The following is a 21,465-nucleotide window of genomic DNA, read 5'->3' as shown; positions in this document are numbered from 1 at the left end:
AAGGCCAATCGTTGACGTTTTGTATAAGGATGAATGCGGTGTATATCATTAATGACTATGAGTTAATCGAAACAGATCTGGAATTGTATTTAAGTAACTACGGCAAGGGCATCAAGATCCCGAGCCAAACCTTAAAGGCGGTGTTGTATGCTTTAAAAAATCAACCCCGGCTTGAAATCAGCCAGGACCATCTGGCAGCCCTTGCCGTGAATCATGGGGTTGATGTAGACACCCTTAAAAAAGTATTAATAAGCCAGCTTAATGTGTTAAAACCCATGCAGGCAAGGAAGTTTCCCGCGATTTACATTAACAGCGACGACACCCTGGTGGCGGAATTACTTCAGGACACGCTGAAAAAAGAATACGATTGCCATCTTGTAACGGCATCGCATCCTCATCACTACTCCCCCTCAAGCCTGGTGATTTTTTATCGTAAAAATTACTCGCATGCTGATTTTAAAACCTTGTATCGGGAGATGCCGTCTCAGGTCTATTTCATTACCGCCGGTGTGCTGCACAAGCTGCTTATCATTGATAATCTTTATTTTAAAGACAGCGGGTTACCCAGCCATTTTTCAAACCTCCATCAGCTGATCGGCTACCTGAAAAGCGACATCCCTGCAACAAAAAACAATTGGTTATTGTTTTACCGCGAGCTGCTAAAACAGGGAGCGGATCAATTCCCGGATTCACCGGTTAATGCCTGCCAGCAAGGGTATATAGCTTACTGCCTGCACCAGTTTGCCGCGCAGTTCACCCAGTTATGGGGCGCGCCAACCCCGCTCGATAAAATCAATTGGTTCTGGCATGTGGATTTGAGCAGTTTTACCGTGCATCAGGAAATCGCTGTGCATTCGCCCTTTGCCGAAGAAGACAGGCGGCTTGACTTATCCAATCGGCAAGAGGAGCGTGTTGAATGAGCGCCACGTTTAAAAAGCCGTTTATCAGCGGGTTAGTGGAAGGGCATCTGGACGCGCAGGTTTATCAGGATATTCTGAAAACGCATGCCAAAGAGAGCATTACCATGCTGGATTTTGGTAATTTGGCCATTACCAATGTGGATCAGCGCGCCATCAGTCGGGTTCAGTTCACTGAATGTGAAATTTCGCCATTTCATCACCATGACGTGGCCTGTCAAACGCCGGAAGAGGCCTTGTTTTCCCGCGAGGCGTCCACCACGCGTTTTGCGCAAAAAGCAGTTGATTTCCCGCTGATTGAAACCCTGTTGATTCATTCGTTTTCACCCAATGACAGCAATCATCGCCCTTATCCTTCGGCAGGTGGGTTGTACCCGGTTGAACCGCTGGTGTTTCTGTTTGAGGAGCGACTCACTCACTCTGCCTCAGTCACCTCTGGCGCTTATCATTTCAGACCAATCAGCAACACATTGCAACGCATAAAGACTCTGTCGAGCGCTGTTTTTTTTGAGCAATTACTGCACGGATTAATGACGCCGGAGAGTTGTCCTGCCTTTGCTGTTTTGTATATCGCTCACATTGGCAAAGCTCTGTTTAAATACCGCTACCGCGGTTATCGTCATGCGGTCATGGAAGCGGGATCCATGTATCAGCAGGCGTTGCATACAGCCCAGACGTTGGGCCTGCGAAGCACGGTGTGGTCGTCCTTCAGTGATCATCAATTAATGCACGCACTGGATTTGGATCCGACGGTCTACCTGCCTTTAACCATGCAATTATTTGGATACGGTGCGTCAAATGACTGACTTGAATTTAACCCGGCAAAAGCATCTTCCTTATGCCTCAGCGTCCCATGCCTCCATTCACCATGCCACGAAATTCAAGCTGTGCATGGACAGCAACCTGTCCACGCCGCGATCAGCGGTGATAGACGGCATCATCAGCTATGGCGGGAGTACGGGCATTGGACTTAACCTCCCCAGAAAAGCCTATGGCGAATTTTATGAACGCAATCATTTGTTTACCAAAGTACCTGTGGATGCCAAGAAAAAACTGACCGACGTGAAACCGCTTTCCTGGCAGAAAAAATTACTGTCCCTGTGTCAGGAAAGCCGGGATGCCGAGGCCTGCCTTGCGCATGAATTTGCCTTTACCCGGGTGTATAATCTGTTTGACAACACGCCCACTGATTATTTCCATAATGCCATTTCGTTAAATGGGCGAAAAGAGGATGCACCTTACCTTCATTTCAGCGACAGTTGCGCCTGTGCGTCTCACCCTGTTCGGGAAAAAGCCCTTTACAATTCGCTGATGGAATTCATTGAGCGCCAGGCGCTCCTGGGCAGTTGGCTTTCACAGCGGTGTCACTATGCCATCGACCCGCAATTACTGAAAGAACTCACGCCCTACAGGGAATTGACAGAGCGTTTGCTCGATAACGGGAACCTGTTCATTTTTGCCAATGGCAATCATCTGCCAGGCCATACGGTGATCCTGTTTTATTTTGCCCATTCCCCGAACGACATGGTGCAGTATTCCATCGGTTCAAGCAGCGGCCTGACGCTTACGGAAGCGTTAACCTCTTCCCTCGAGGAGCTTTATCAGTGTTATACCTTTTTGTATAACATGGAATGCTCGGAAGGTTTGGCCAATAAAGCCGGCGCTGGATACCACCTTCAATTTCAGCAATGCAATCATGCCGGAATCAAAGAAACGATCCCGTTTTTTAAAACAGCGATTCCGTGTAAAGTGGCAACCCTTGATGATGTGCATGCGCTTAAAGAATACCGGTATGAAGAGGTCTTATCGGCTTTAAGCACCTTAAGTACCGATATTTTCTATTACCATGCTTACGATGAGGCGCTGGGGCTTCATGTTACCAAAATCATGAGTCCGGATTTCTTTGCCCACATGTCGCTCAATAATGGACTTAATATTGATAACACCTATGCCAGGGCGTTAAACATTACTCGTGAGAATGCCTACCTTGCAAAAATTCCCTTTCCCTAGGCAGGATCGACGATTTTTGCTGTGGTTGCAGGGCCGGCTGGCAGCCGGCCCTGCGCATCGAGGTACCCGTATTGCTGCATGATTGCGGCATGCTGTTTCACAAGCTGGTGTGCTTGCGTTTCCGTCAGCGTATTGAGCCAATCGCCGGCAATGCCTTTACGGAAGAAAGACCCGTTTTGTTTTTCCTTAAAACCAAATTGCCGCTCAAAATCCTGCAGTTTTTCAAACGACGAATCCTCAATGGCTTGAGTAATTTCTTCCAGGGTGAAGTGAAGATTCAGAAAATGCAATGCCTTGCTGAATGAGGTCACTGGGTCCATCAACATGTCTTCGTAACGCAGAACCAGCACCGGGAAATCCGGCAGCAGCGTCCAGCTTTCAACATGCAGGGACCAGGACAATAATTTCTGGCGTAGTTGTTTGTCACGTTGGCCGGGAAGGGGGACTTCGAAACCGGGCTGTCCCATCATGTGGATACTCCAGTCCAGTGGGCATTGCACATGATGTGCCAGTGAAATGGCCACATCGAGGGGGTTGCGGATAAAATAAATCGCACCCAGACAGCCCTCGTTCGGAAAGAGCGGCTGATGTTCATCGATGAACGTGTAGGCATCGTGGACTTTAATATACACTGGGCGCTTAAGCGTCGCCGCGTAAGACGCATAGGTTTTGGGACGTAGCTTGTCCACGTCATCATCGCTTAACGCGGCGCTGTCAAAACCTAAGGCTTTATTCATCCATCCGCGGTTGGCCACCATCGGCGAGCCCAGGATACTGTCCATTTCGTTAATGACGGTTAAGTGGGAAGCCGGCTGTAATAATTTCGACAAGACAATGCGAAACCAGGTATTTCCAGATTTCGGATACGAAGCCAACCAGAAAATACCTTGGGTTTCAGGCATAACGACCTTCCTTTCGTGTGAATGGATTAACATCGCGGGTGCGCTTGAGTTTGTGCAACAAATTCCTGCTCAACAACATCACCGCCAGAATAAAACCGCTTAAAAACCCAAGGCGCAGACCAATGGGGCCGCCGTGCAGGGGAAACGCGGCTACCGCGGAGAAGGGCAATGAAACGCCCCATAAAGCCAGCAAATTAATGCGGCTCGAATGGCTTGAGTCATGCAAACCACGCAAGGCAGAAGAGAGCAGATTACGCAATCCATCAATGACAAGAAAACTGGCACTCAACAAAAAGAAAGCCTTGGACAGGGAATAAAATGAATGCGGCAGCAGCGCTTTGCCAAAATAAAAACGGGTTAGTTCGTTAGAAAAAAACGAAAACAATACAACAACGGGCAGCATGTATGCCGCAAAAAGGCACACGGCTGCGAGAAGAATGTCTGGAAAGGCCGGTTGCTGCTTTCGTCGTTCCTCACTGATTTTTAGTGCCAGGGCTTGGGATAAACCAAAATTAAGCATAAAAAAGAGGAGAGCATACTGATTGGTTATTTGCAGTGCGGCCAGGGCATTGACACCAAAATAACCCATCAGGTAGGTGGCAAAAGCCATGACTGCCAGTTCCCCGCCGAATTGGATGCCGATAGGCAGCCCGAGAGTGAGAATCTCGCGGCACAACCGCCAATCGGGTGTCTGAGCCTCGTTCAATAACCGTTTGTTCTTGCGCCAAAGTAGGTAAAACAGGCCGCACGCCATCAGGAGTTGTACGCATAAACTGGCGAGAGACGCCCCGGCGAGACCCCAATGCGGTACCAGCCCATAAGCGGCGGCAAGGGTCAAGGGCATACTGACCAACTCAAGCCATAACGCCACCCGCGCGTTACCGGTCCCTAAATAAAATTGCACTATAACCGTAAGCCACAATAAGGGAAAAAGACCCAAGGCTGAAAAGAAGAAATACTCTCGCGTTAATGCGACTAAGGCGGCGTCCTGATGAAATAAGAGCAGTAATTTATCCATACAAACCAGGCTTAAGGCCGCAGGCAGGGCAATGGCTGAGGCTAAAAACAAGGCATTCACAAGGAGTCGCTGAGGGTAGTCGGAAGGCTCAGGCTGCGAGCGAATAAGGATGCCAGTAGCGTAAAAGATGGAGGTGGTCAGGGTTAAGATAACCATGTAGCTTGAAATGGCCAGAGAACCGGCTGCGAGTTGCTCTTCACCGAGCCGTGCAACCATCATCATCACCGTAAAATGACCGCAAACATGAAGCAGCCGGCTTACACTGATTGGTAAGGCAAGACGTAAAAGCGCCAGAAAGGGAGGCTTGCTTTTTTTTACTTCCTGTAAAGGGGCGATGTCCATTTTTTATGACGAATCAAGGCGTTAGGCGCGGTAATCATAAAAGATTATTGCCTGTTTAACAAGACGGGATAGAACGGGATGAATAACCGCTGGCGTCCCGGCCGAGTGTGATGGGTCTGATGACTTCAAGGGGTGCCCGGAGGGTGGTTCGCTACGATTAATCGACAGATTTCATGGTGTTATTCAACCAGAGAGGGCCTCATGTATTATACTGTTGAAAAGTCTGTATTGAGTAACGATGATGCCGTCCACCCAGGCCCCCCTGATTTCGTTGATGAGAAAATTTGGCTATACCGCAAATCATCAAGGGATATGCGCGGGCTTAATCTGCATGATGGCCTTTGCGGAGTTGGTTGATGAAGAAGAACGCTTTGACCAGCGCATCGAGTTAATCAACCAACTTCACGCCGCAAAAATAACGTATGAAGGCACAACCGATGTCAGGGAAATGCTGCGACTGATTCGTGATAAAGTGAAGAAACACAACAAATTAACGTCCTTTGAAAAACGGATGATGGGCATTGATGCGTTTTTTGCCGGCATAGAGCTTGCCCATCATACCGAGCGGTATCGGGATTTTTTGGGTGAATTTATCGCCAAAGCGGACATTGAACAATTATCCGACGTGATTGGATCTAAAAAAATCGCTGCACGGGGCGGTGTGGAAAAAGTGTATTCCGAACCGTTTATAGGTAACGAAAAAAAATTAAAGCGTTATCTAAACGGCTTAAGCGAGGTTTTAACCGAGTATGAGAAGAACGCTGGCGACAAAACCAATACCCGGCTTTCCATCAGCCTCTACAGCCCTCTTCATCGCCTTCGCATCAAATACCTCCCGGCCGAAGAGGCTTGGCTTTTTACCGATCCCAATCAATTGCCCACAAAAAAAATCCCTTCCAGGCAGTTGGCGTCTGAGATAATCAGTGCATTTCATGACAAAACGAACAGCGCCTTTGAAGTGCAGGTTTTTACGGTTGCAAAAAACCCATGCCTTAAGCCCGTGCGCGCGCAGTTTGATCAGTTCAGGCAATTCCGGACAATAACCAAAGACGACGCAGAGAAAGCAACCAAAAAAACCGCGGTGCAAACCGGAGGCACACGCATTGCCCATGTGGCAGCCATGCACGGCGATGTGAAGACCTTAAGGCACTTGGCGGATTTAAACGGAAAATACCTTCAGGTTGAGGACAATGACGGTTATACCCCCATGCTCTATGCTGCTCAGTATGGGCATGAAGAGGCCATAACCTTCCTTGCCTCACAACACAGGAGTGACTTGATAAAAGCAACGGCCCTGGGTTTTTCTCCCATGGATTTAATTATCCTGAATGACCACGCGCATCTCATCAAACCCCTCGCTCCCTATGGCACCTTATGGGCCGGGTTGCCAGAAAGCGAGTCGCTGATTTTTAAGGCGGCAAGGCAGGTGAAACTTGGGGTTCTGGTTGCGCTTCTTGAACTGGATCCTCCATCAGTGAATCGGGCTGACTCTCGCGGTGAAACCCCCGTTCATCTGCTAATGAGGGGGGAGATCGAGGCGAGTATGATTGAAACGCTTGCTCGTCATGGCGCTGATTTTATGAAATCCTCGGCTCAGGGGGTGACACCGCTGTCGCTTGCGATCAATAGAAAAAAATGGGACTGGGTGGCCATCATGCTGCTTAATCAACCCCCGGCGATCGAAATCCCTAAGAGCATGGATGCGGCTGCCCTGAGGGAAGCGGCTCTGACATACCTTCAGTCCTTGCCGGATGCGGACAGGGAGCTTTTTATCCAGGGGATTAAAACGAAAAGCAATGGGTTCGGTCAATGGCTTTTTAATCAGTCTGCAGCGCTTAAGGCCCCGTCCTTAAGGCTGTTCAAAGAAGAAGCGACGCCGTTTGCTGAATTTGCAGGTGAATTGGACAAACGGTTTCCTGCCGGCGGCGGTTTAACCCTGTAAAAGCGGCTTCTTTTGTATTCACCTGTTTGGAAATCAAAAACAAAAAGGCAGGCATGCTGCAATCGTTGGCAGAGTAAGATAAGATAACCGTTCAGAAAAGGATTACTCGTGCAGCGAAGACAGGGATGAAACAATGACGTATTTAAAATTCTGTTTGGGCGCCGGCTGCTTGCTCCTGAGCTCGCCGGCGTTGGCGATGTCGGAGGGTCAGGGCTGGTTTGTTCGTGCAGGCGCAGGCCTTGGCGAACCTGATTTCCATTCCACCATGACCGTTAATAATGGTTCCGGTTTCCCGGCCCCACTGAACAACGATGTGTATTCAACCCGCAAAAAAACGGCAACAACCGTTAATCTGGCAGCAGGCTACCGTTGGGCTCGCCAGCAGACCTGGTTGCCTGTTTTAAGTGCAGGGTTAACTTACCAGCATTTATTCAGCAACGAAATCAACGGCACAATCACGCAATATTCCTTACCGCAATTCGCCAATTACCGCTACACGTGGGCAGTTGAAAGTGAGGTGTTGGCGATTTTTGCACGCGCGAATCTCAGGCAATACCAGCGTTTTCTGCCTTATCTGGACGGCAGTATCGGATCGGCATGGAATACAGCGTCGCATTACCGGGAAACCGCTTTTTCCGGTGTGACGCCAAGAATCAGCCCAATGTTTCGTCATCATACCGCGACGGACTTCACCTATAGCCTGGGGGCAGGCATTGACGTTGTTCTGACAGACAAAATCATGCTGTCGTTCGGGTATGAATTCAGAGACTGGGGCACCCTCACGTCCAAATCCGGTGAATTAACCTGGTCGCAGGAACAGTTGAATGCCGGGCATTACCGTACCCATTCAGGCTTGATCACTGTGACTTATCTGTTTGGCCAATCCACAGCGCCTTTATCAAAATAAGAGATTCTGCCATGTCTAAAACCAATTGTTTATTACGTGTTGTGTTATCCCTGTTTCTGAATGCCGCGTTTGCTTCCGATCCCGTTTCCTGGACATTGACTCCGGCAGGGGGGTTCATCCCCACGCAGGTGGGGCATCAATCGCATGTCACATACACCTTAACCAATCATTTGCCTCTGGCAGCTACAATTGACACATCCATCACGTCCACCGGGGGGAATTTTTCAGTAGTGAACGGCTGTGCCGGCAAAAATCTGGCGACCAACGCGCATTGCAATATCACCATTGCGTTCGCTCCTTCCGAAGTGGAAGTATCCACCCTGCAGTTAACCTACGGTTATCACAATAACCGCATCCCCTTGCCCACCTTGAGGGCACAAGGGACAGGCGCGCCAACAGGCGGGGTGCAGGGCAGTATCGCCGGTCTCCCGGCGGTGATGACGTTAAACCCACTGCAAACACCTGACTTTACATTAACTTACACCAACACCAGTGAGGTGGCGATCACGGGTTTTGCCGGCAATGCCATGGGTACTGATCTTGTTACTGTGACGCCGGCTGTTGCCAATGTGGCTGTGTTGGAGAATAACTGCGGAACGCCGGGAGTCCCTGTGGTATTGCAACCGCATGCTTCCTGCACGGTCACAGGACAAATCACCCCCACCCACACCGGGCAACTGGCTTTGCGCGGGTTATTTACCTATGGTACTCGTTCGGCAGAGGTGCGGGCTTCTGCCGTCGTTGAGCAGGGCAGCGGCAGCTGCACCGTGCATGGTCAGATGGCATTGCCCTTGCCGGCAGTCACTTACCAGTACAGCGACAATACGGTTAAATTCATTTTTGAAAACGAATGCAGCGCCCGCGCCGCGGCCTTAGGTCAGGTGCAGGTGACGACCAGTTTTACTCCGAACAGCGGGCAGAGGGCCACGACCACGGTGTTGCCGATTTATGATACCTGTTCAGGCCAAACCTTGCCGGCTCAGGGACAGTGTTATGTGATTGCGTCGGTTATTCCCCAGGACACGGCTCAGGAAATGAAAATACAGGCGAGTGTTCTGGCCGGCGGCGTCACGGCCACGGCATCGACTTCAGCGCCCGTGCGTGCCAATAACAACAGCAGTCATACCGTGCATTTTGTTAACCAGTGCCCTTTTAATGTCTGGTATGGCATTGCCAACGGGTCGGGCGGTATGTTTTCACCGGATCCAACCCCGGGAAGCCAGAGCAGCAGTGGTGCGCCAGCGAGTTCTTACCTGCTTCCCAAACAGGTGACCGGTCAATTGCCCAGCACCATTGATATCGCGGTGAGTGCTTACGTCAATGGCGCCATCTGGCCACGAACCGGTTGTGCGTCGGATGGGGTCAATTTCGCCTGTGAAACGGGCATGTGCAATACACTGTCAGCCACATCGGGGACCTGCGTGGTGAGAGGCGGAACACTGGATCAGCCGTCACCGCCCTATACCAAGTTTGAGTTTACCATCAAGTCAACCCCGGCCACCGATGGCGTGTACGATGTGTCGGTCATCAATGGCATGAATGTGCCGGTCGAAATTAAAGGGCTTGGGCCTGTGTCGGCGGGTGCTCCTTTCCAATGCACCGGCGCGGGTGCGCTGATGCAACCGCAGGGCAACAGCCTGGGCTCCTGCCCCTGGACATTTGATCCTTCCTTCTCCGGCGTGACGCCGGTGGATGTGGTATGGGTCAGTGCCGGTGCTGATGATGGCTGTTTAAGCGACAGTGACTGTTCTAACGGGCAGGTTTGCGGCATGGCATTTAACAGTGGTCCTGCCAATGCCCCGATTAACCGCCGCTGCGGTGACTTCATCGGCTACACGGCCATTACCAATTTTGTCGGCTATCCTTTAAACGGTCAGTGGGGCAGTCAAAACCTTTACACCAAGTATGATATCGGTACCCCCATGACGACCATTTCGGCAAAAAATTACGGTACCTTTGGCGGCAATCCAGCCATTTTTGGTAATCTCCTGGCCTGCCAGGTCACCAGCAATGATTCAGCCAATACCTGCTACAACAGCGGCCTTCCCAACCTGGCCAATTGCTGCGGTTGTGTCGATTGGCCAAATAGCAGTGTCCCTACAGCGGTAAATTCTAATTGCGCCAGTACCAATGCTGATTGGACAACGACAGCGGGCACAGAAGTCACGGGACAGAATGCCATTTTGTGGTTGAAGAAAGCCTGTCCTACTGCCTATTCTTATCAATTCGATGATCCATCCAGTTCCTTTACCTGCAATCCCGGCGCAACGACACGGACAAGTTATCAGATTGTTTTCTGTCCAGGAGGCCAATCCTCGCTGCCTGCGGGTGCGGTGGATGGACGATAGGCTTGGGAAAACCGCGGCGTGGCCGCGGTTTCCGTGGTTTAATGGAACAACGCTTTGACAATGTGTGGAAAAAACACCGTAAAAATTAAAATGGCGATAATGAGGGTGAAATTGATGCGATTGCCAGCATTAATGGGCTTTTCACCACGATTGACATTGACACTGCCAAGGCCTTCGTTGGAGCTGTAAAAGGTATCCTGATCCACAACAATGGCCTGAGGAAGAAGCTGTTCAGATTCTGTTTTGACGGTGCTTAATTTCTTGACCGCCGTACCAATGGCAAGAAATTCAATCAGGCCGTTACCCAGTTGATAAACATAGGTTTTTACGCCAACCACGTCGTCTGCGCCGATGGCTTTGGCTTCTTCGTTGATGATATTCAGCGCGTTTTCACGGGCATCATAAAGCAGGGTCGTCAGTTCGGTGATTTCGCCACGCACAAAGGATTTTAATGCCGACGTGATGCCGCCAATGAATCCCAGGGAATACACCGATGTCCCCAGCAGCAGGCGCAGGGGCGCATACCCCCGGTTGGCCATGTTCCACATTTCGATGTTGGTCATGTCACTGGTAATGGGTTCTTGCATTTTATCGCCGGACAATTGGGTGCTGTGTGAGGCAGTACCAATCATCAGCATTTCATTGACGCCGCCAAACGGCAAAATGGTGGTTCGGATTCCAAGCACGGCATTGGCATTGTATTCGATGGCATGCGCGACGATCCGTGACAGGGCTAAGTGTCGGGTGTGGTTGAAAATATGAGAATACTCTTTAATTTCTCCACGGCCCAAGGTTTTCAAACCACCCAGGATCCCCCGGCCTATCCCCATGGAATAGGCGACATTGCCGAAAGCGAAACAGATCGGCCGATAACCGGCATCGAGCTGGGCATACAATTCCTGACCATCGGCCGACGTCGAGAATTTATTGGGGGACGCGTTGGTGGCATGAACACCTGAGCCTATGGCTAGAAATTCAATATTGGAGCCATGAAAAATCAAATGGCTGTTCACACCGGTAATGCCGGTCGCCCCATGATTATTCGCTTCCTGTAACAGACGCTGATAGGCTGTTTGTCGGCCTTCCTCAATCAATTGGGTAATCTGGGTCAGTTCGCCGCCCAGCATGGATTTAAGACCGGAGCCAATACTGCCTAAAATCCCAAGGGAATGCGTGCTGTTCCCTACGACAATATTGCCCGGAGCATAACCCTTGGCGGCTAAGCAGAAAATCTCGTTACCCGATAACCCTGTGGTGACGGTCATGGATGATCCTCGTCATGCTTTTTAACAATAATAGTCGATACCCAGGGGTTTAACACGAGACGAGCTTACCCTTTGTAAACCGTATCCAACGCTTGCGATTCCTCATAGGAATGGCTGTCGTCCTCTTTTTCTTCTTCTTTCTCTTCCTTTTCATTTGAACATGGAGGTTTTTTTTCGTTTTGTTTGCGCCAGATGGCCCAATCCCGTACGGCTCGGCACAGATTGGTTACTTTGCCTTCATAGCAGGTCGTCAGCGAATTGTTCCCCAATTCTTCCAACACCGACAACGAATCACCGCTTTCTTTCTCTTTTTCCATTGTTCCGAGAATTTTTGTTAATTCTTTAAGAATCAGGAATTGAGGCGAAGGCGGCTTGCCGGTGGTTGCATTTTTGACCGAAGCAAAGAAGGAAGTGAAGGAATATCCACTCTCATTTTTTATACGCTCCTCAAGACGTTGCAGTTGGGTTGCTGTGAGCGTTTTAAGGATGAAAAAAGACGGGTTCAGCTGATGGAAGTCCAGCAGCAGACTGAGGTGGTCCAGCATCACATCAACAAAATCCGGGTTTTTAAATACGGTTTTGACCGCTTCCTCACTGGGGTCGAGGAGGCAGCGATGAAATAACAGGCTGGCCTTGAGTTCCGGGGTAATCGCCTGCGGAATGTATTCTTTGTCAAGTCGCTCAAGGTAGGCGGTGTCAGAAAGGGCTTTTATTGAGGTCAGCGGTTTTTTTTCCTGGGCCTGTTGTCCATAGCGATCAAAACTGCCCTTGTAATCCACGGACACGATGCGGTCCTCTTGTCGGGTAATCAGCAGGAAACAATAACCGCCGAAATCCAGCGTGGGCGGATCAGCGGGGATGTTATGGCTGGCTGTGTGATAGCGAAGGTGTTTGAGCAGGTGCATGTTCATCGTGCCATGGCCCATGACAATGCGCATATCCGTCGAATTCGTTTTTTTTCCAACCATTCGGCTGTAGGCGATATTAAGACGTTTCATAAACGACAAACCGTTTTCACCCAGAATGAAATGATCTTCTGTAAATCCCGCACGATAGCCTTCTTTTTCAAAATCAGCTGCAATATCGGAACAATGACGCGATGCACGTCCACTGGCTATGAACGTTGTATCGTATTGGACTTCCGCATAATGCGGATCAACAGTGACCTCATTGATGACCGAGGGAGAAAAGCTGGCATACAGGCCGGTTTGATAGGCGCGGGCGACAGGAGAGACTTTCATTTCAACTTTTTCCATGGGTTGAAATAACGTGAAATAATGGAGTGCTGTTGTTTTGAAATGCTGGGCCAGGTTTAAGTTAAAGTTGGATTGCGACGCACCGAGCGTAAGGGCATCAAGGCCCGCGTCCTCCTTCAATCCCATGCCTTTATTCAGTGTAGAGCAGACTTCATGTCGATGAAGCATCAATACCTCTACCGAAGCCTTAGGGTTGCTTTTTTTGGTTTGTGAAACCCATTCGGCCTGTTTAACTGCACGAAAGTAGGCAATGTGTTCAGCCAAAAGCCGGGATTGGGTATGCAGGTAAGCATTGATGGCAGGATCGATGGTTTCACGAATGCCGACAGTATTTAAGTGGCTTTTAATGGTTTCCCGAAGGCTGGAGAGGATGCCTATTTTCGAGATGTAGCTTGGTTGCATCTGACTGTAAAGATCAACCAGTTCGTTTAAGCGTCTGCATAAATCATCGACGTTATCGGCAATCATTTCCGGCATGGCGGAGGTTGGCGCGGCGAGAATGGCCATTATCTTCTTGATACGGTCTTCGACTTCCTCGCTGCTCAACGCTGGATTAGTCAGTGTATTCATGTTACTGCGTAAAGCGGATTCCAGACTTTCCTTATTATCCTTAAGTTTTTTTTGCCATTTCACGATGGCCTCTGGATAATAGTTTTTTTTGTCCTGCTCTACCCGCACCATGATATTGGCTGAAGAATTCATACTCACCTCGTTCCCTGAAAAAAAAACATTATACAGCAAATTATTTTATTTCCGACTTGTCAACAGGAATTGCAAATTTAAGCAAAAATGGTCAAATAAGACAGAAGGCCGCACGTTAGTCTAGTGTTTGATGGTAACAAACTGAAAGTGAAACATGAAATACGAAACCCGGCTTAAGAAAGCCATAGCCTACATCGGCAGGCATCTGGATGACGACTTGTCGCTTCAGCGATTAAGCGAAGTGTCCTGTATTTCGAAATACCATTTTCATCGTTTATTTACTGTCTTTACCGGGTTGTCCTTGTCCCAATACATTAAATGGCTGCGCCTGAAACGGGCCGCCCATCAACTGATTGTGGACAAGCAACAATCCATTTTAACCATTGCAATCAATGCGGGTTTCCAATCCCACGAAGCCTTTACCCGGGCATTCAAAAAGGCCTGCGGCTCTAGCCCGAGCCAATATCGCCTCGGAACTGGATGGTCCCACTGGGAAGAGCCGCCGTATTGTTTGCCTGAACGAGGCCTGACTGATATGAAAGTAGACATTAAAACCATTCCACGCACGCGCCTGGCGGTTGTGGAGCATCGCGGCGATCCTCGGCGCGTTGGGGAAAGCGTCAATCAACTGGTGACCTGGGCCAAAGCACAGGTGATCAATGTAAAACCAAAACCCGGTGAGGCTTTCGCCTTGGGCTATGATGATCCAAAAATCACCCCGCCTTCTGAGTTTCGTCTGGATTTAGGCATCAAGGTTCCTGACTCATTAATGCTTGAGGGGGTAGTTGAAAAGTATCTGCCGCAAGGGCGTTATGCGTCGGCTATGCATTATGGCTCACGTGATAGCATCGGCGATACCGTGTATGCGCTTTACCGGGACTGGCTGCCTGCCAGCGGCGAGCAGCTGGGTGATTTGCCCTGCGTCTTTTGTTACTACAATTTTGACCATGAAGTGGCTGAAACCGAACTGTTAACGGAGTGTTGGCTTTTATTGAAATGACCTTAAGGTCTCCCGCTGTGAAGCGGGGGATGCCTGCCTGCAAAATCGCGATTTTTACTGCATCCTGTTTTTAATCGTCTAAAGTTAAATGAGGTACTCCCCATCCGACTCATGGGGTTATTACAGGGAGAAGTCAATGATCACAGCGCACTGCCTTGGGTTTCCACGCATTGGATGCAGCCGTCAAATGAAATTTGCTGTTGAATCCTATTGGAAGGGGACGCTCTCGGAAGCGGATCTTTTAGCGGCGGGCAGGATGATACGCCAGGAAAACTGGCAGATGCAGTCCCAGGCTGGTCTTCATTGGGTAACTGTTGGTGATTTTTCCTGGTATGACCACATGCTGGATCTGTCGATGACTTTAGGGGTTATTCCTGACCGTTTTGCGCATGTTGGCACGGAACTGGCGACCTGTTTTGCCATGGCCAGAGGCTGCTCATCACCGGACAAGCCCATTGCCGCCTGTGAAATGACCAAATGGTTCAATACCAATTACCATTACATTGTGCCGGAGTTTTCACCCCATCAATCCTTTGTGGTCAACACCAGACGGCTTTTTGCGGAGATCGACGAGGCAGAGGCTCACCATTATCCTGTCAAAGTCGTTATCCCCGGGCCTTTGAGTTATTTATGGCTGGGGAAAACGTACCCTGCATTTGATAAGCTGACGCTGTTGCCGGCTTTGCTTGACGCCTACCAGCACCTGCTGTCTGAATTGAGTGCCAGAAACGTAAGCTGGGTACAACTGGACGAACCCATTCTGGTTCTGGATCTCCCCTTAGCCTGGCAGCATGCGTTCATGCAGGCTTATGACAGCCTTCAATCCGGTGGTTGTAAGCTGATGCTTACAACCTATTTTGGAGGGGTGGAGGAAAACGGTGACTGGATCTGCCGTTTACCGGTCAGTGGATTGCATGTCGATGCCGTAACGGCGCCTGAGCAGGTCAAGGCGCTGATGCAGCGTCTGCAGCCGGATACCTGTCTTTCCGTCGGCATTGTCAATGGCCGCAACATCTGGAAAACCGACCTGATGAAGGCTAAACAGTTTTTAGAGCCGCTGCATGAGCACTTGCAATCACGGTTATGGATAGGGGGATCCTGTTCCTTCCTGCATTCCCCCATGGATCTGGATTTGGAAACATCCCTCGATCTTAAGGTTAAATCCTGGTTGGCCTTTACCAAACAAAAATGCCTGGAGCTTGCCAGTCTGGCGCGTGGATTTAACGAAGGGTGGGATGTGGTCAAAGCCGTTCTGGCCGACAATCAACGCGCCATGGAGCAAAAGCAGACCTCCTCCCTGATTCATAACCCCGGGGTTCAGGCACGTCTTACCACCTTGGGCGATCTGAATACCGAACGCCCTCCTTACCCTGAAAGGCAGGTCGCGCAACAGCGCGCCATGCCGTTGCCAATATTGCCGACCACCACCATCGGCTCGTTCCCACAGACACCTGAAATCCGCAGGCTGCGTCATGATTTTAAGCAGGACAGGATTAGTCTTGCTGATTACGAAAACGGTTTGAAGGAGGTCATCCGTGACGTCATTCACCGTCAGGATGCGTTGGGCCTGGATGTGCTGGTTCACGGTGAGGCTGAGCGTGCGGACATGGTGGAGTATTTTGGCGATCAGCTTCAAGGGTTTGCCTCCACAGAGCATGGCTGGGTGCAAAGCTATGGCTCCCGTTGCGTGAAGCCGCCTGTCATTTATGGGGATGTTTCCCGTTCAGAGACCATGACCGTTCCTTGGAGCCAGTACGCGCAATCGTTGACCAATAAACCCGTCAAAGGCATGCTTACCGGCCCGATTACTATTCTGATGTGGTCATTTGTGCGTGATGATCAACCGATTGGTGACACTGCCCGCCAGTTAGCCCTGGTATTACGCGATGAAGTGATGGATTTGGAGCAGGCCGGCATTGGGGTGATTCAGATTGACGAGCCTGCCTTTCGCGAAGGATTGCCGTTGCGCCGCCGTCACTGGGAGGAGTACCTGACGGAAGCTGTGCGCTGCTTTAAGTTGACCGCGGGTGGGGTGAAAGAGAGCACGCAGATTCACACGCACATGTGCTATTCCGAATTCAATGACGTGATTGAAGCCATCGCAGCCCTGGATGCCGATGTCATTTCCATTGAAACATCGCGTTCAAAGATGGAGCTTCTCGATGCCTTTAAACATTTTTCCTACCCCAATGCCATTGGCCCCGGGGTTTATGACATCCATTCGCCGCGCATTCCGACGGTGGAGGAAATGATGCAGCTCATTGACCGGGCGGCCGCATTGATTCCGGTTGAGCGCCTGTGGGTCAATCCCGATTGCGGCTTGAAAACACGGGGTTGGTCGGAAGTGAACACCGCATTAGCGAACATGGTGGAGGCTGCAAAACGTGTGCGGCAACAATTTCTCAACAGCCGATAGCGGGGTAGCGGTATGAAGACGCTTCGCGACAAAATTATGGAGGCTTCGCAGCCGGTGATTTTTTATGAATTGTTGCCGCCGACGGGCGAAAAGGCAGCCAATACTGATGCCTACATTGATTGTGCCATTGATTTGTTAACCAGTACGCCAGTGAACATCGATGGCGTTAATATTCCTGAAATCAGAGATGAGAATAAGGGGGAGCAACGCACGGATGAATTTGTTCCAAAAATGGATCCGCGTCATTTTGCAGAACGGCTGGAGCAGGCTTATCGCAACATCAATGTGGTTCTCAATCACTGCACGGTTTATGAGGGCTGGGAGGAGCAGAAGGCATGGCTTGAACACTCTGCGAATCAGACGAATCTTCGAGCGCTCATTCTGGTTGGCGGAAGCAGCAGCAAGATTGACTACATCGGCCCTTCGGTGATTGAGATGCTGCAATACATCCGTACTCACTATACCAAAGACCTGTTTTGCGGCGGCATCACCATTCAAACCCGGCGCTCTCATGACGCCGTCAGGGATGAACCCCATCGTCTCCTGGCTAAAAGCTTAAATGGCATGGAATTTTTCACCAGTCAAATCATCTATGATCCCATCAGTATGAAATTTTTATTGCGCGATTATGCTTACGCCTGCCGAGAGGAAGGGATTGAGCCCAAACGCATTTTTTTAAGTTTCGCTCCGGTTTCCAGTCACAAGGATCTTCATTTTTTACGCTGGCTTGGGGTTTTTATTCCCAAAACCGTGGAGGATGAGTTATTTAAAGCCGACATCGGCATTGGCTGGCGTTCCCTGAAAATTGCCACCAATAATCTCCTTGAAATTCTGCAATTCATGCACAAGGAAAAAATTCAGGTGCCTTTGGGCTTAAACATTGAACACGTCAGCCGTCATAACTTCGAGTTGTCGCTTGAATTTGTAGAAAGACTTGGCGATCTTTATTACAGTCATGTCAGCAAATTGCCTTAACGATTTATTTTTCTCCCATTTTCCCCCCGCCTAAGCCTTTGTAAAGTGTAAATTTTTGTTCAAGTTTTTTATCTGTCGCCTTAGTTTTAAATTTATACATGTATAATTAAATTTATACAGTTATTTTAAAGGGTATCCTCATGAAAATGGTAGAAGTGTACTTAAGCACGGCATGGCTTAATGAAAATACGCAACGTCAACGATTCAGGGACCGGGAAGTCAGCGATTTGGTTTCGGCGTCACAAAAACTGCTTAAGGCCGCGCCCATGGTTGCACTGGCGGGGGCTGGATTCAGCAAAGGCATGGTAAATCCCAGCCTGACTTTAATGAATATTAGCACGCATACCGTCAAGGAAATTCATAATGGGATTGCCAATGTGGGTAAAAACAATGGCCGCTTCTATGAAGGCATAGACAGTGCAAAACAACCGCAGATGAAGAAAAATGCCCAAAGCAATTATGCCGGTCCTCTGGTTAAATTATGGTTGGTCACTGATGATGACGAAGCCAGCAAGGCCACTGTGGGTAAAGGGGTTTTGTTTCATAGCCAGACTGAGGCGACACGCTTTAGGGCCATGTATAGCAACCTGGATGAGTATTTATCGTCTAAATTTTATAAACAAAAAGAAATCGTAACCCTACGAATCAATGAAAGTGATTTTCCGCTCTTTGAAAAGGAACTCCTGCATTACCTCGATGCCCGTGAAAACAGTCTCCGCTCGGAACTGTTAGTCAGGCCCAAGTTAAGCCCGCAGAATTTTGCTCTCTCACGGGTGTATGAAGAAGAAACCGGCGCCCTGATTCAGGGAGACGATGGGGAATACCTGATAGAAATCGATTTCCCCGTCGCTGTGGGCAGGCGCACGCTGGCGAAGTATTTTCCCGAAACAATCAGTGCCAGTGTCAAAGCAGAACTTTCTCTTTTTTCCGAAGCCATTGTTGATTTAGAGCGTTTTGAGACGCTTGCAGACGAATTGGATGTGTCCGAGGACGACATCACCAGCGACTTGGATTCTGCTTCTCAACAAAGCCCTGAAGCAGAGGATGAGGAATTTGAAGGACCGCCCACGGCTAAAGGCAAGGAAAAAGCCAAACGGCATGATCGGGAAGAGGTCAACGCGCTCAAGGAGGATGTAACGCCTAAAGCGAGCGATCGAGTTTCTGCCAGGCAGTTATCCCATGTCGGTGTATTTAAGCACGCCGATGATCCGAGACCAAGCGAGGCAGACAGTGAGCTAACCTCGTCGCACACTCGTTCAGGGAAAGGGTAAGTCAGGCGTTAACAGAAATCGTTTCGGTTCCCAAAGGCTTTCCTGAAATCGTATTCACGGGTTGAGCGCAGTTCGTCGGTATTAAATCGCACAGTGAAAGCGCTCACCTTAAGGTAATGCTTGCCTGTGGTGGTATCCACTGGCATGGACAGTGTTGCGGATAAGGTACAAATTGGAACGACCTGACCGTTGGTAGCGCGGCTGACTTCATCAGTGCAACGTTTATTCACGAGCTCCAGTTCATCGTCATTGATTTCCAGTAAGGAAATCCCATCGCTGCCTATGGCATAAAATGTTGGCATGGCGTCCTTGTTGTCAAGATCGCATTGGTTGAAAGTCAGTACATCAAGCGTGACCTGACCGACTATTTTACTGTTTACTTTCGTCCAGTTAATATGGCCTTTGACCAGACCGGGTTGTATTCCCTGTTTACCCGACTGTTTAAATTCAGTGGTATGGCTGAATTCATTGAGCATAATCGCCTCAAGGAATTGGCCGCCGAACTGGTAAAGTTTATTGGCAGGCGTTCCTTCATAGTCAATGCTGGTGTTGTTTCCAAATCCTTGAATGGCTTGAATAATGGCCGGATCCTTGTCATTGTTACTGTGTAATGGGTACACCACCGTTCCATATAACGTCACACTGCGGCGGGCAAAATCCTTTACCGATGTCGATTTGTCCGGTAAATGCGGGGCTTTGCTTGTGTTTTCCAAATCGTGAAAAGCCTGGGATTCGTCCAGCATGCTTTGTTCATAATCAACCTTGCTCACAGGCAATTCTCTGGCAATATGAACAAGCGAGAGTTCCAATTGGCCTAGCAAAACACAATGCAGCTTCCGCAGCGTCGCAACGAGGCTGACGTAAGGGCATTTAAGACCACCCGAAGCCTTGGGGGCATCCGGTACAATGTCGTGCAATAAACGGTACCGTTCATGGTTGAGTAACTCGTGCATAAAACGGAATTTGGAGGTATTGATTTCGATGTTTTCAAGGATTGCGAGGGCACTGATTAATTGGTCAGGGCTCATAAAACGGTTCAAATCCAGGTGCTTTTGCAGTGAATCGATAAACGAAAGAATGCCGGTGCGGTGATAAAATCCCACGTCGCTCTGTGCTCTGCATTTAAGGATCTCAAAATCCCCACGCAACAGAGCACTTAAATCATTTTGGCTTTTCATAAATCACAAAGAAAGAAAGTTATTCATTGTGGGTAATCATATGATATAAAGATTAACTGCGTATTAACTGCAGAAAATAAGCACAAGGAGTTGCCATGTTATTTAAAAAATCCGCAGAAGTAGCCCCTCAGGACCAAGGCTGCTTTTATATTCCCTGGGTTGAACGTCCGCGAAATCTGGAAAAGATGAAGGAGAGTGGGCATTTATGGACTTACTTGACCGCTAAAAACATCTACCGGCATTTCTATACCGCCCCTGAGTGTGTGCCTCGGGACAATCATCACGTAGCGATTTGCTTTAAGGTGCGGTTAACCAGCGAGCAGCAATCCCGTCTTGAGTTGCTGAAAACCGGTGTTACGCGTGTTTACCGCGGCGATTTGTCATTTGAGCCTGACGCCATTGAAAGCTGTCTTGTCCTTACGAGTCAGGAGTCGAAAGAATACCGTCGGGAGAGTGCTGAGGAAAACCACCCCTCTCCCATGACCCTTTAAAGAAATCGGCTATTGTTCACCAAAGGCTTTGATGTACTCGTTTAAATCGTCAATACGCCGTTTGTTTAATGTGTTGTAGCAATCCACCTCGTCAATGGCCTGCATGGAGCCGCCTTCGTGTTGCAAACCGGTGAATTTGCACTCTTTGGCGCGGAAATCCAGCCAGGCTTTTTGAGCGCTGATGAGAGCCGCCTTGTTGTCTTTGGATAGCATGGTGGAGAGCGAGCGGTAGGTGTTGTTTAATATTTTGTCATAATAAGTGTATTCCTGATTGGCGCACTCGTGAATGGCTAAGGTGGTGGCTGCTTTGTCATAACAGGCTTTAAACGAAGCAGGATCGACAGCGAAAACGCCCTTGGCCATGAGGAGCAGGATCAGTAACAATGGAATGGAATAAGACGGTCTGTTCATTGATTCTCCTTAATCATCAATCCCTTAACGACTGACTATAGCATGAGAGCATCCATTGAGCGATTTATTTTACAAAAACAGGTAGACTGATCAGGTCTTATTGGAGCCTAAGCA

At 49.3% G+C, this 21,465-nt stretch carries 17 protein-coding genes; 11 read left to right on the top strand and 6 right to left on the bottom strand.

What is annotated here, in order from left to right:
* Positions 1-29 precede the first annotated feature (29 nt).
* From DYE45_RS08755 to DYE45_RS08745, 3 genes are read left to right on the top strand one after another with little or no spacing between them, the layout of a single operon-like run.
* Positions 30-920, top strand: coding sequence for a hypothetical protein (locus DYE45_RS08755; RefSeq protein WP_108335302.1), 891 nt, complete (start codon positions 30-32; stop codon positions 918-920).
* Complete coding sequence (locus DYE45_RS08750) at positions 917-1,723, top strand: SagB/ThcOx family dehydrogenase (RefSeq protein ID WP_115300777.1); 807 nt, start codon at positions 917-919, stop codon at positions 1,721-1,723. Before DYE45_RS08755 ends, DYE45_RS08750 begins: the two co-directional genes overlap by 4 nt.
* On the top strand, positions 1,716-2,927 hold the full coding sequence (locus DYE45_RS08745; protein WP_115300776.1) for a YcaO-like family protein: 1,212 nt from the start codon (positions 1,716-1,718) through the stop codon (positions 2,925-2,927). Before DYE45_RS08750 ends, DYE45_RS08745 begins: the two co-directional genes overlap by 8 nt.
* Here DYE45_RS08745 and DYE45_RS08740 read toward each other — a convergent pair.
* Positions 2,924-3,829 (bottom strand): sulfotransferase domain-containing protein, encoded by a 906-nt coding sequence (locus tag DYE45_RS08740; protein ID WP_160160706.1) that lies wholly within the window; start codon positions 3,827-3,829, stop codon positions 2,924-2,926. The two genes, DYE45_RS08745 and DYE45_RS08740, sit on opposite strands and share 4 nt — an antisense overlap.
* Positions 3,822-5,189, bottom strand: coding sequence for an MATE family efflux transporter (locus tag DYE45_RS08735; RefSeq protein WP_115300775.1), 1,368 nt, complete (start codon positions 5,187-5,189; stop codon positions 3,822-3,824). The genes DYE45_RS08740 and DYE45_RS08735 overlap by 8 nt, the downstream gene beginning before the upstream one ends.
* A gap of 238 nt (positions 5,190-5,427) precedes the next feature.
* Between DYE45_RS08735 and DYE45_RS08730 the strand changes: the two genes are divergently transcribed.
* The 3 genes from DYE45_RS08730 to DYE45_RS08720 all read left to right on the top strand — a co-directional run bounded on the left by DYE45_RS08730 (position 5,428) and on the right by DYE45_RS08720 (position 10,386).
* Entirely contained in the window at positions 5,428-7,131 is a 1,704-nt protein-coding gene (locus DYE45_RS08730; protein WP_115300774.1) for an ankyrin repeat domain-containing protein, read from the top strand.
* Positions 7,132-7,264: 133 nt separating this feature from the next.
* Positions 7,265-8,038 (top strand): outer membrane protein, encoded by a 774-nt coding sequence (locus DYE45_RS08725; protein ID WP_115300773.1) that lies wholly within the window; start codon positions 7,265-7,267, stop codon positions 8,036-8,038.
* A gap of 11 nt (positions 8,039-8,049) precedes the next feature.
* Positions 8,050-10,386 (top strand): thaumatin family protein, encoded by a 2,337-nt coding sequence (locus DYE45_RS08720; RefSeq protein ID WP_115300772.1) that lies wholly within the window; start codon positions 8,050-8,052, stop codon positions 10,384-10,386.
* 38 nt (positions 10,387-10,424) lie between these two features.
* Here the strand turns inward: DYE45_RS08720 and DYE45_RS08715 are convergent, their stop codons facing one another.
* Both DYE45_RS08715 and DYE45_RS08710 read right to left on the bottom strand, forming a co-directional pair.
* Positions 10,425-11,651: a heavy metal-binding domain-containing protein gene (locus tag DYE45_RS08715; protein WP_108292607.1), complete on the bottom strand. Its 1,227-nt coding sequence runs from the start codon at positions 11,649-11,651 to the stop codon at positions 10,425-10,427.
* Between the two features lie 65 nt (positions 11,652-11,716).
* Positions 11,717-13,609 carry a hypothetical protein gene (locus DYE45_RS08710; RefSeq protein WP_115300771.1) on the bottom strand — a complete coding sequence of 631 codons (1,893 nt, stop codon included), beginning with the start codon at positions 13,607-13,609 and terminating at the stop codon, positions 11,717-11,719.
* Positions 13,610-13,763: 154 nt separating this feature from the next.
* Between DYE45_RS08710 and DYE45_RS08705 the strand changes: the two genes are divergently transcribed.
* The 4 genes from DYE45_RS08705 (at position 13,764) to DYE45_RS08690 (ending at position 19,271) form a co-directional block, all read left to right on the top strand.
* On the top strand, positions 13,764-14,609 hold the full coding sequence (locus DYE45_RS08705) for an AraC family transcriptional regulator (protein ID WP_108292603.1): 846 nt from the start codon (positions 13,764-13,766) through the stop codon (positions 14,607-14,609).
* A 136-nt stretch (positions 14,610-14,745) separates the two neighbouring features.
* A complete protein-coding gene (gene metE, locus DYE45_RS08700) occupies positions 14,746-17,025 on the top strand; it encodes a 5-methyltetrahydropteroyltriglutamate--homocysteine S-methyltransferase (RefSeq protein ID WP_108292601.1) in 2,280 nt (759 codons plus the stop codon).
* A 12-nt stretch (positions 17,026-17,037) separates the two neighbouring features.
* Positions 17,038-18,000, top strand: a complete 963-nt coding sequence (locus DYE45_RS08695) for a methylenetetrahydrofolate reductase (protein WP_108292599.1) — start codon at positions 17,038-17,040, stop codon at positions 17,998-18,000.
* 140 nt (positions 18,001-18,140) lie between these two features.
* Positions 18,141-19,271, top strand: coding sequence for a hypothetical protein (locus tag DYE45_RS08690; RefSeq protein WP_108292597.1), 1,131 nt, complete (start codon positions 18,141-18,143; stop codon positions 19,269-19,271).
* A gap of 8 nt (positions 19,272-19,279) precedes the next feature.
* Here the strand turns inward: DYE45_RS08690 and DYE45_RS08685 are convergent, their stop codons facing one another.
* A complete protein-coding gene (locus DYE45_RS08685) occupies positions 19,280-20,449 on the bottom strand; it encodes a hypothetical protein (RefSeq protein ID WP_108292595.1) in 1,170 nt (389 codons plus the stop codon).
* A gap of 95 nt (positions 20,450-20,544) precedes the next feature.
* Here DYE45_RS08685 and DYE45_RS08680 point away from each other — a divergent pair, with 95 nt between their 5' ends.
* Entirely contained in the window at positions 20,545-20,940 is a 396-nt protein-coding gene (locus DYE45_RS08680) for a hypothetical protein (protein WP_058531497.1), read from the top strand.
* A 9-nt stretch (positions 20,941-20,949) separates the two neighbouring features.
* On the opposite strand, the gene DYE45_RS08675 is transcribed toward DYE45_RS08680, so the two are convergent.
* Positions 20,950-21,351 carry a lysozyme inhibitor LprI family protein gene (locus DYE45_RS08675; protein ID WP_108292593.1) on the bottom strand — a complete coding sequence of 134 codons (402 nt, stop codon included), beginning with the start codon at positions 21,349-21,351 and terminating at the stop codon, positions 20,950-20,952.
* Positions 21,352-21,465 lie beyond the last annotated feature (114 nt).

Origin of the sequence: Legionella taurinensis, assembly GCF_900452865.1 — a bacterium.
GTDB classification, from domain to species: Bacteria; Pseudomonadota; Gammaproteobacteria; order Legionellales; family Legionellaceae; genus Legionella_C; species Legionella_C taurinensis.
The sequence above is the reverse complement of the archived record's forward strand: the minus strand, read 5'-3'. Positions and strand labels throughout refer to the sequence as shown.

Bases quoted from the DNA above. Each gene is read 5' to 3' on its own strand.
- DYE45_RS08675 (WP_108292593.1), bottom strand. From the start codon at position 21,351: ATGAACAGACCGTCTTATTCCATTCCATTGTTACTGATCCTGCTCCTC.
- DYE45_RS08690 (WP_108292597.1), top strand. From the start codon at position 18,141: ATGAAAATGGTAGAAGTGTACTTAAGCACGGCATGGCTTAATGAAAAT.
- DYE45_RS08745 (WP_115300776.1), top strand. From the start codon at position 1,716: ATGACTGACTTGAATTTAACCCGGCAAAAGCATCTTCCTTATGCCTCA.
- DYE45_RS08720 (WP_115300772.1), top strand. From the start codon at position 8,050: ATGTCTAAAACCAATTGTTTATTACGTGTTGTGTTATCCCTGTTTCTG.
- metE (WP_108292601.1), top strand. From the start codon at position 14,746: ATGATCACAGCGCACTGCCTTGGGTTTCCACGCATTGGATGCAGCCGT.
- DYE45_RS08750 (WP_115300777.1), top strand. From the start codon at position 917: ATGAGCGCCACGTTTAAAAAGCCGTTTATCAGCGGGTTAGTGGAAGGG.
- DYE45_RS08680 (WP_058531497.1), top strand. From the start codon at position 20,545: ATGTTATTTAAAAAATCCGCAGAAGTAGCCCCTCAGGACCAAGGCTGC.
- DYE45_RS08725 (WP_115300773.1), top strand. From the start codon at position 7,265: ATGACGTATTTAAAATTCTGTTTGGGCGCCGGCTGCTTGCTCCTGAGC.
- DYE45_RS08705 (WP_108292603.1), top strand. From the start codon at position 13,764: ATGAAATACGAAACCCGGCTTAAGAAAGCCATAGCCTACATCGGCAGG.
- DYE45_RS08715 (WP_108292607.1), bottom strand. From the start codon at position 11,651: ATGACCGTCACCACAGGGTTATCGGGTAACGAGATTTTCTGCTTAGCC.
- DYE45_RS08730 (WP_115300774.1), top strand. From the start codon at position 5,428: ATGATGCCGTCCACCCAGGCCCCCCTGATTTCGTTGATGAGAAAATTT.
- DYE45_RS08755 (WP_108335302.1), top strand. From the start codon at position 30: ATGAATGCGGTGTATATCATTAATGACTATGAGTTAATCGAAACAGAT.
- DYE45_RS08735 (WP_115300775.1), bottom strand. From the start codon at position 5,189: ATGGACATCGCCCCTTTACAGGAAGTAAAAAAAAGCAAGCCTCCCTTT.
- DYE45_RS08695 (WP_108292599.1), top strand. From the start codon at position 17,038: ATGAAGACGCTTCGCGACAAAATTATGGAGGCTTCGCAGCCGGTGATT.
- DYE45_RS08685 (WP_108292595.1), bottom strand. From the start codon at position 20,449: ATGAAAAGCCAAAATGATTTAAGTGCTCTGTTGCGTGGGGATTTTGAG.
- DYE45_RS08710 (WP_115300771.1), bottom strand. From the start codon at position 13,609: ATGAATTCTTCAGCCAATATCATGGTGCGGGTAGAGCAGGACAAAAAA.
- DYE45_RS08740 (WP_160160706.1), bottom strand. From the start codon at position 3,829: ATGCCTGAAACCCAAGGTATTTTCTGGTTGGCTTCGTATCCGAAATCT.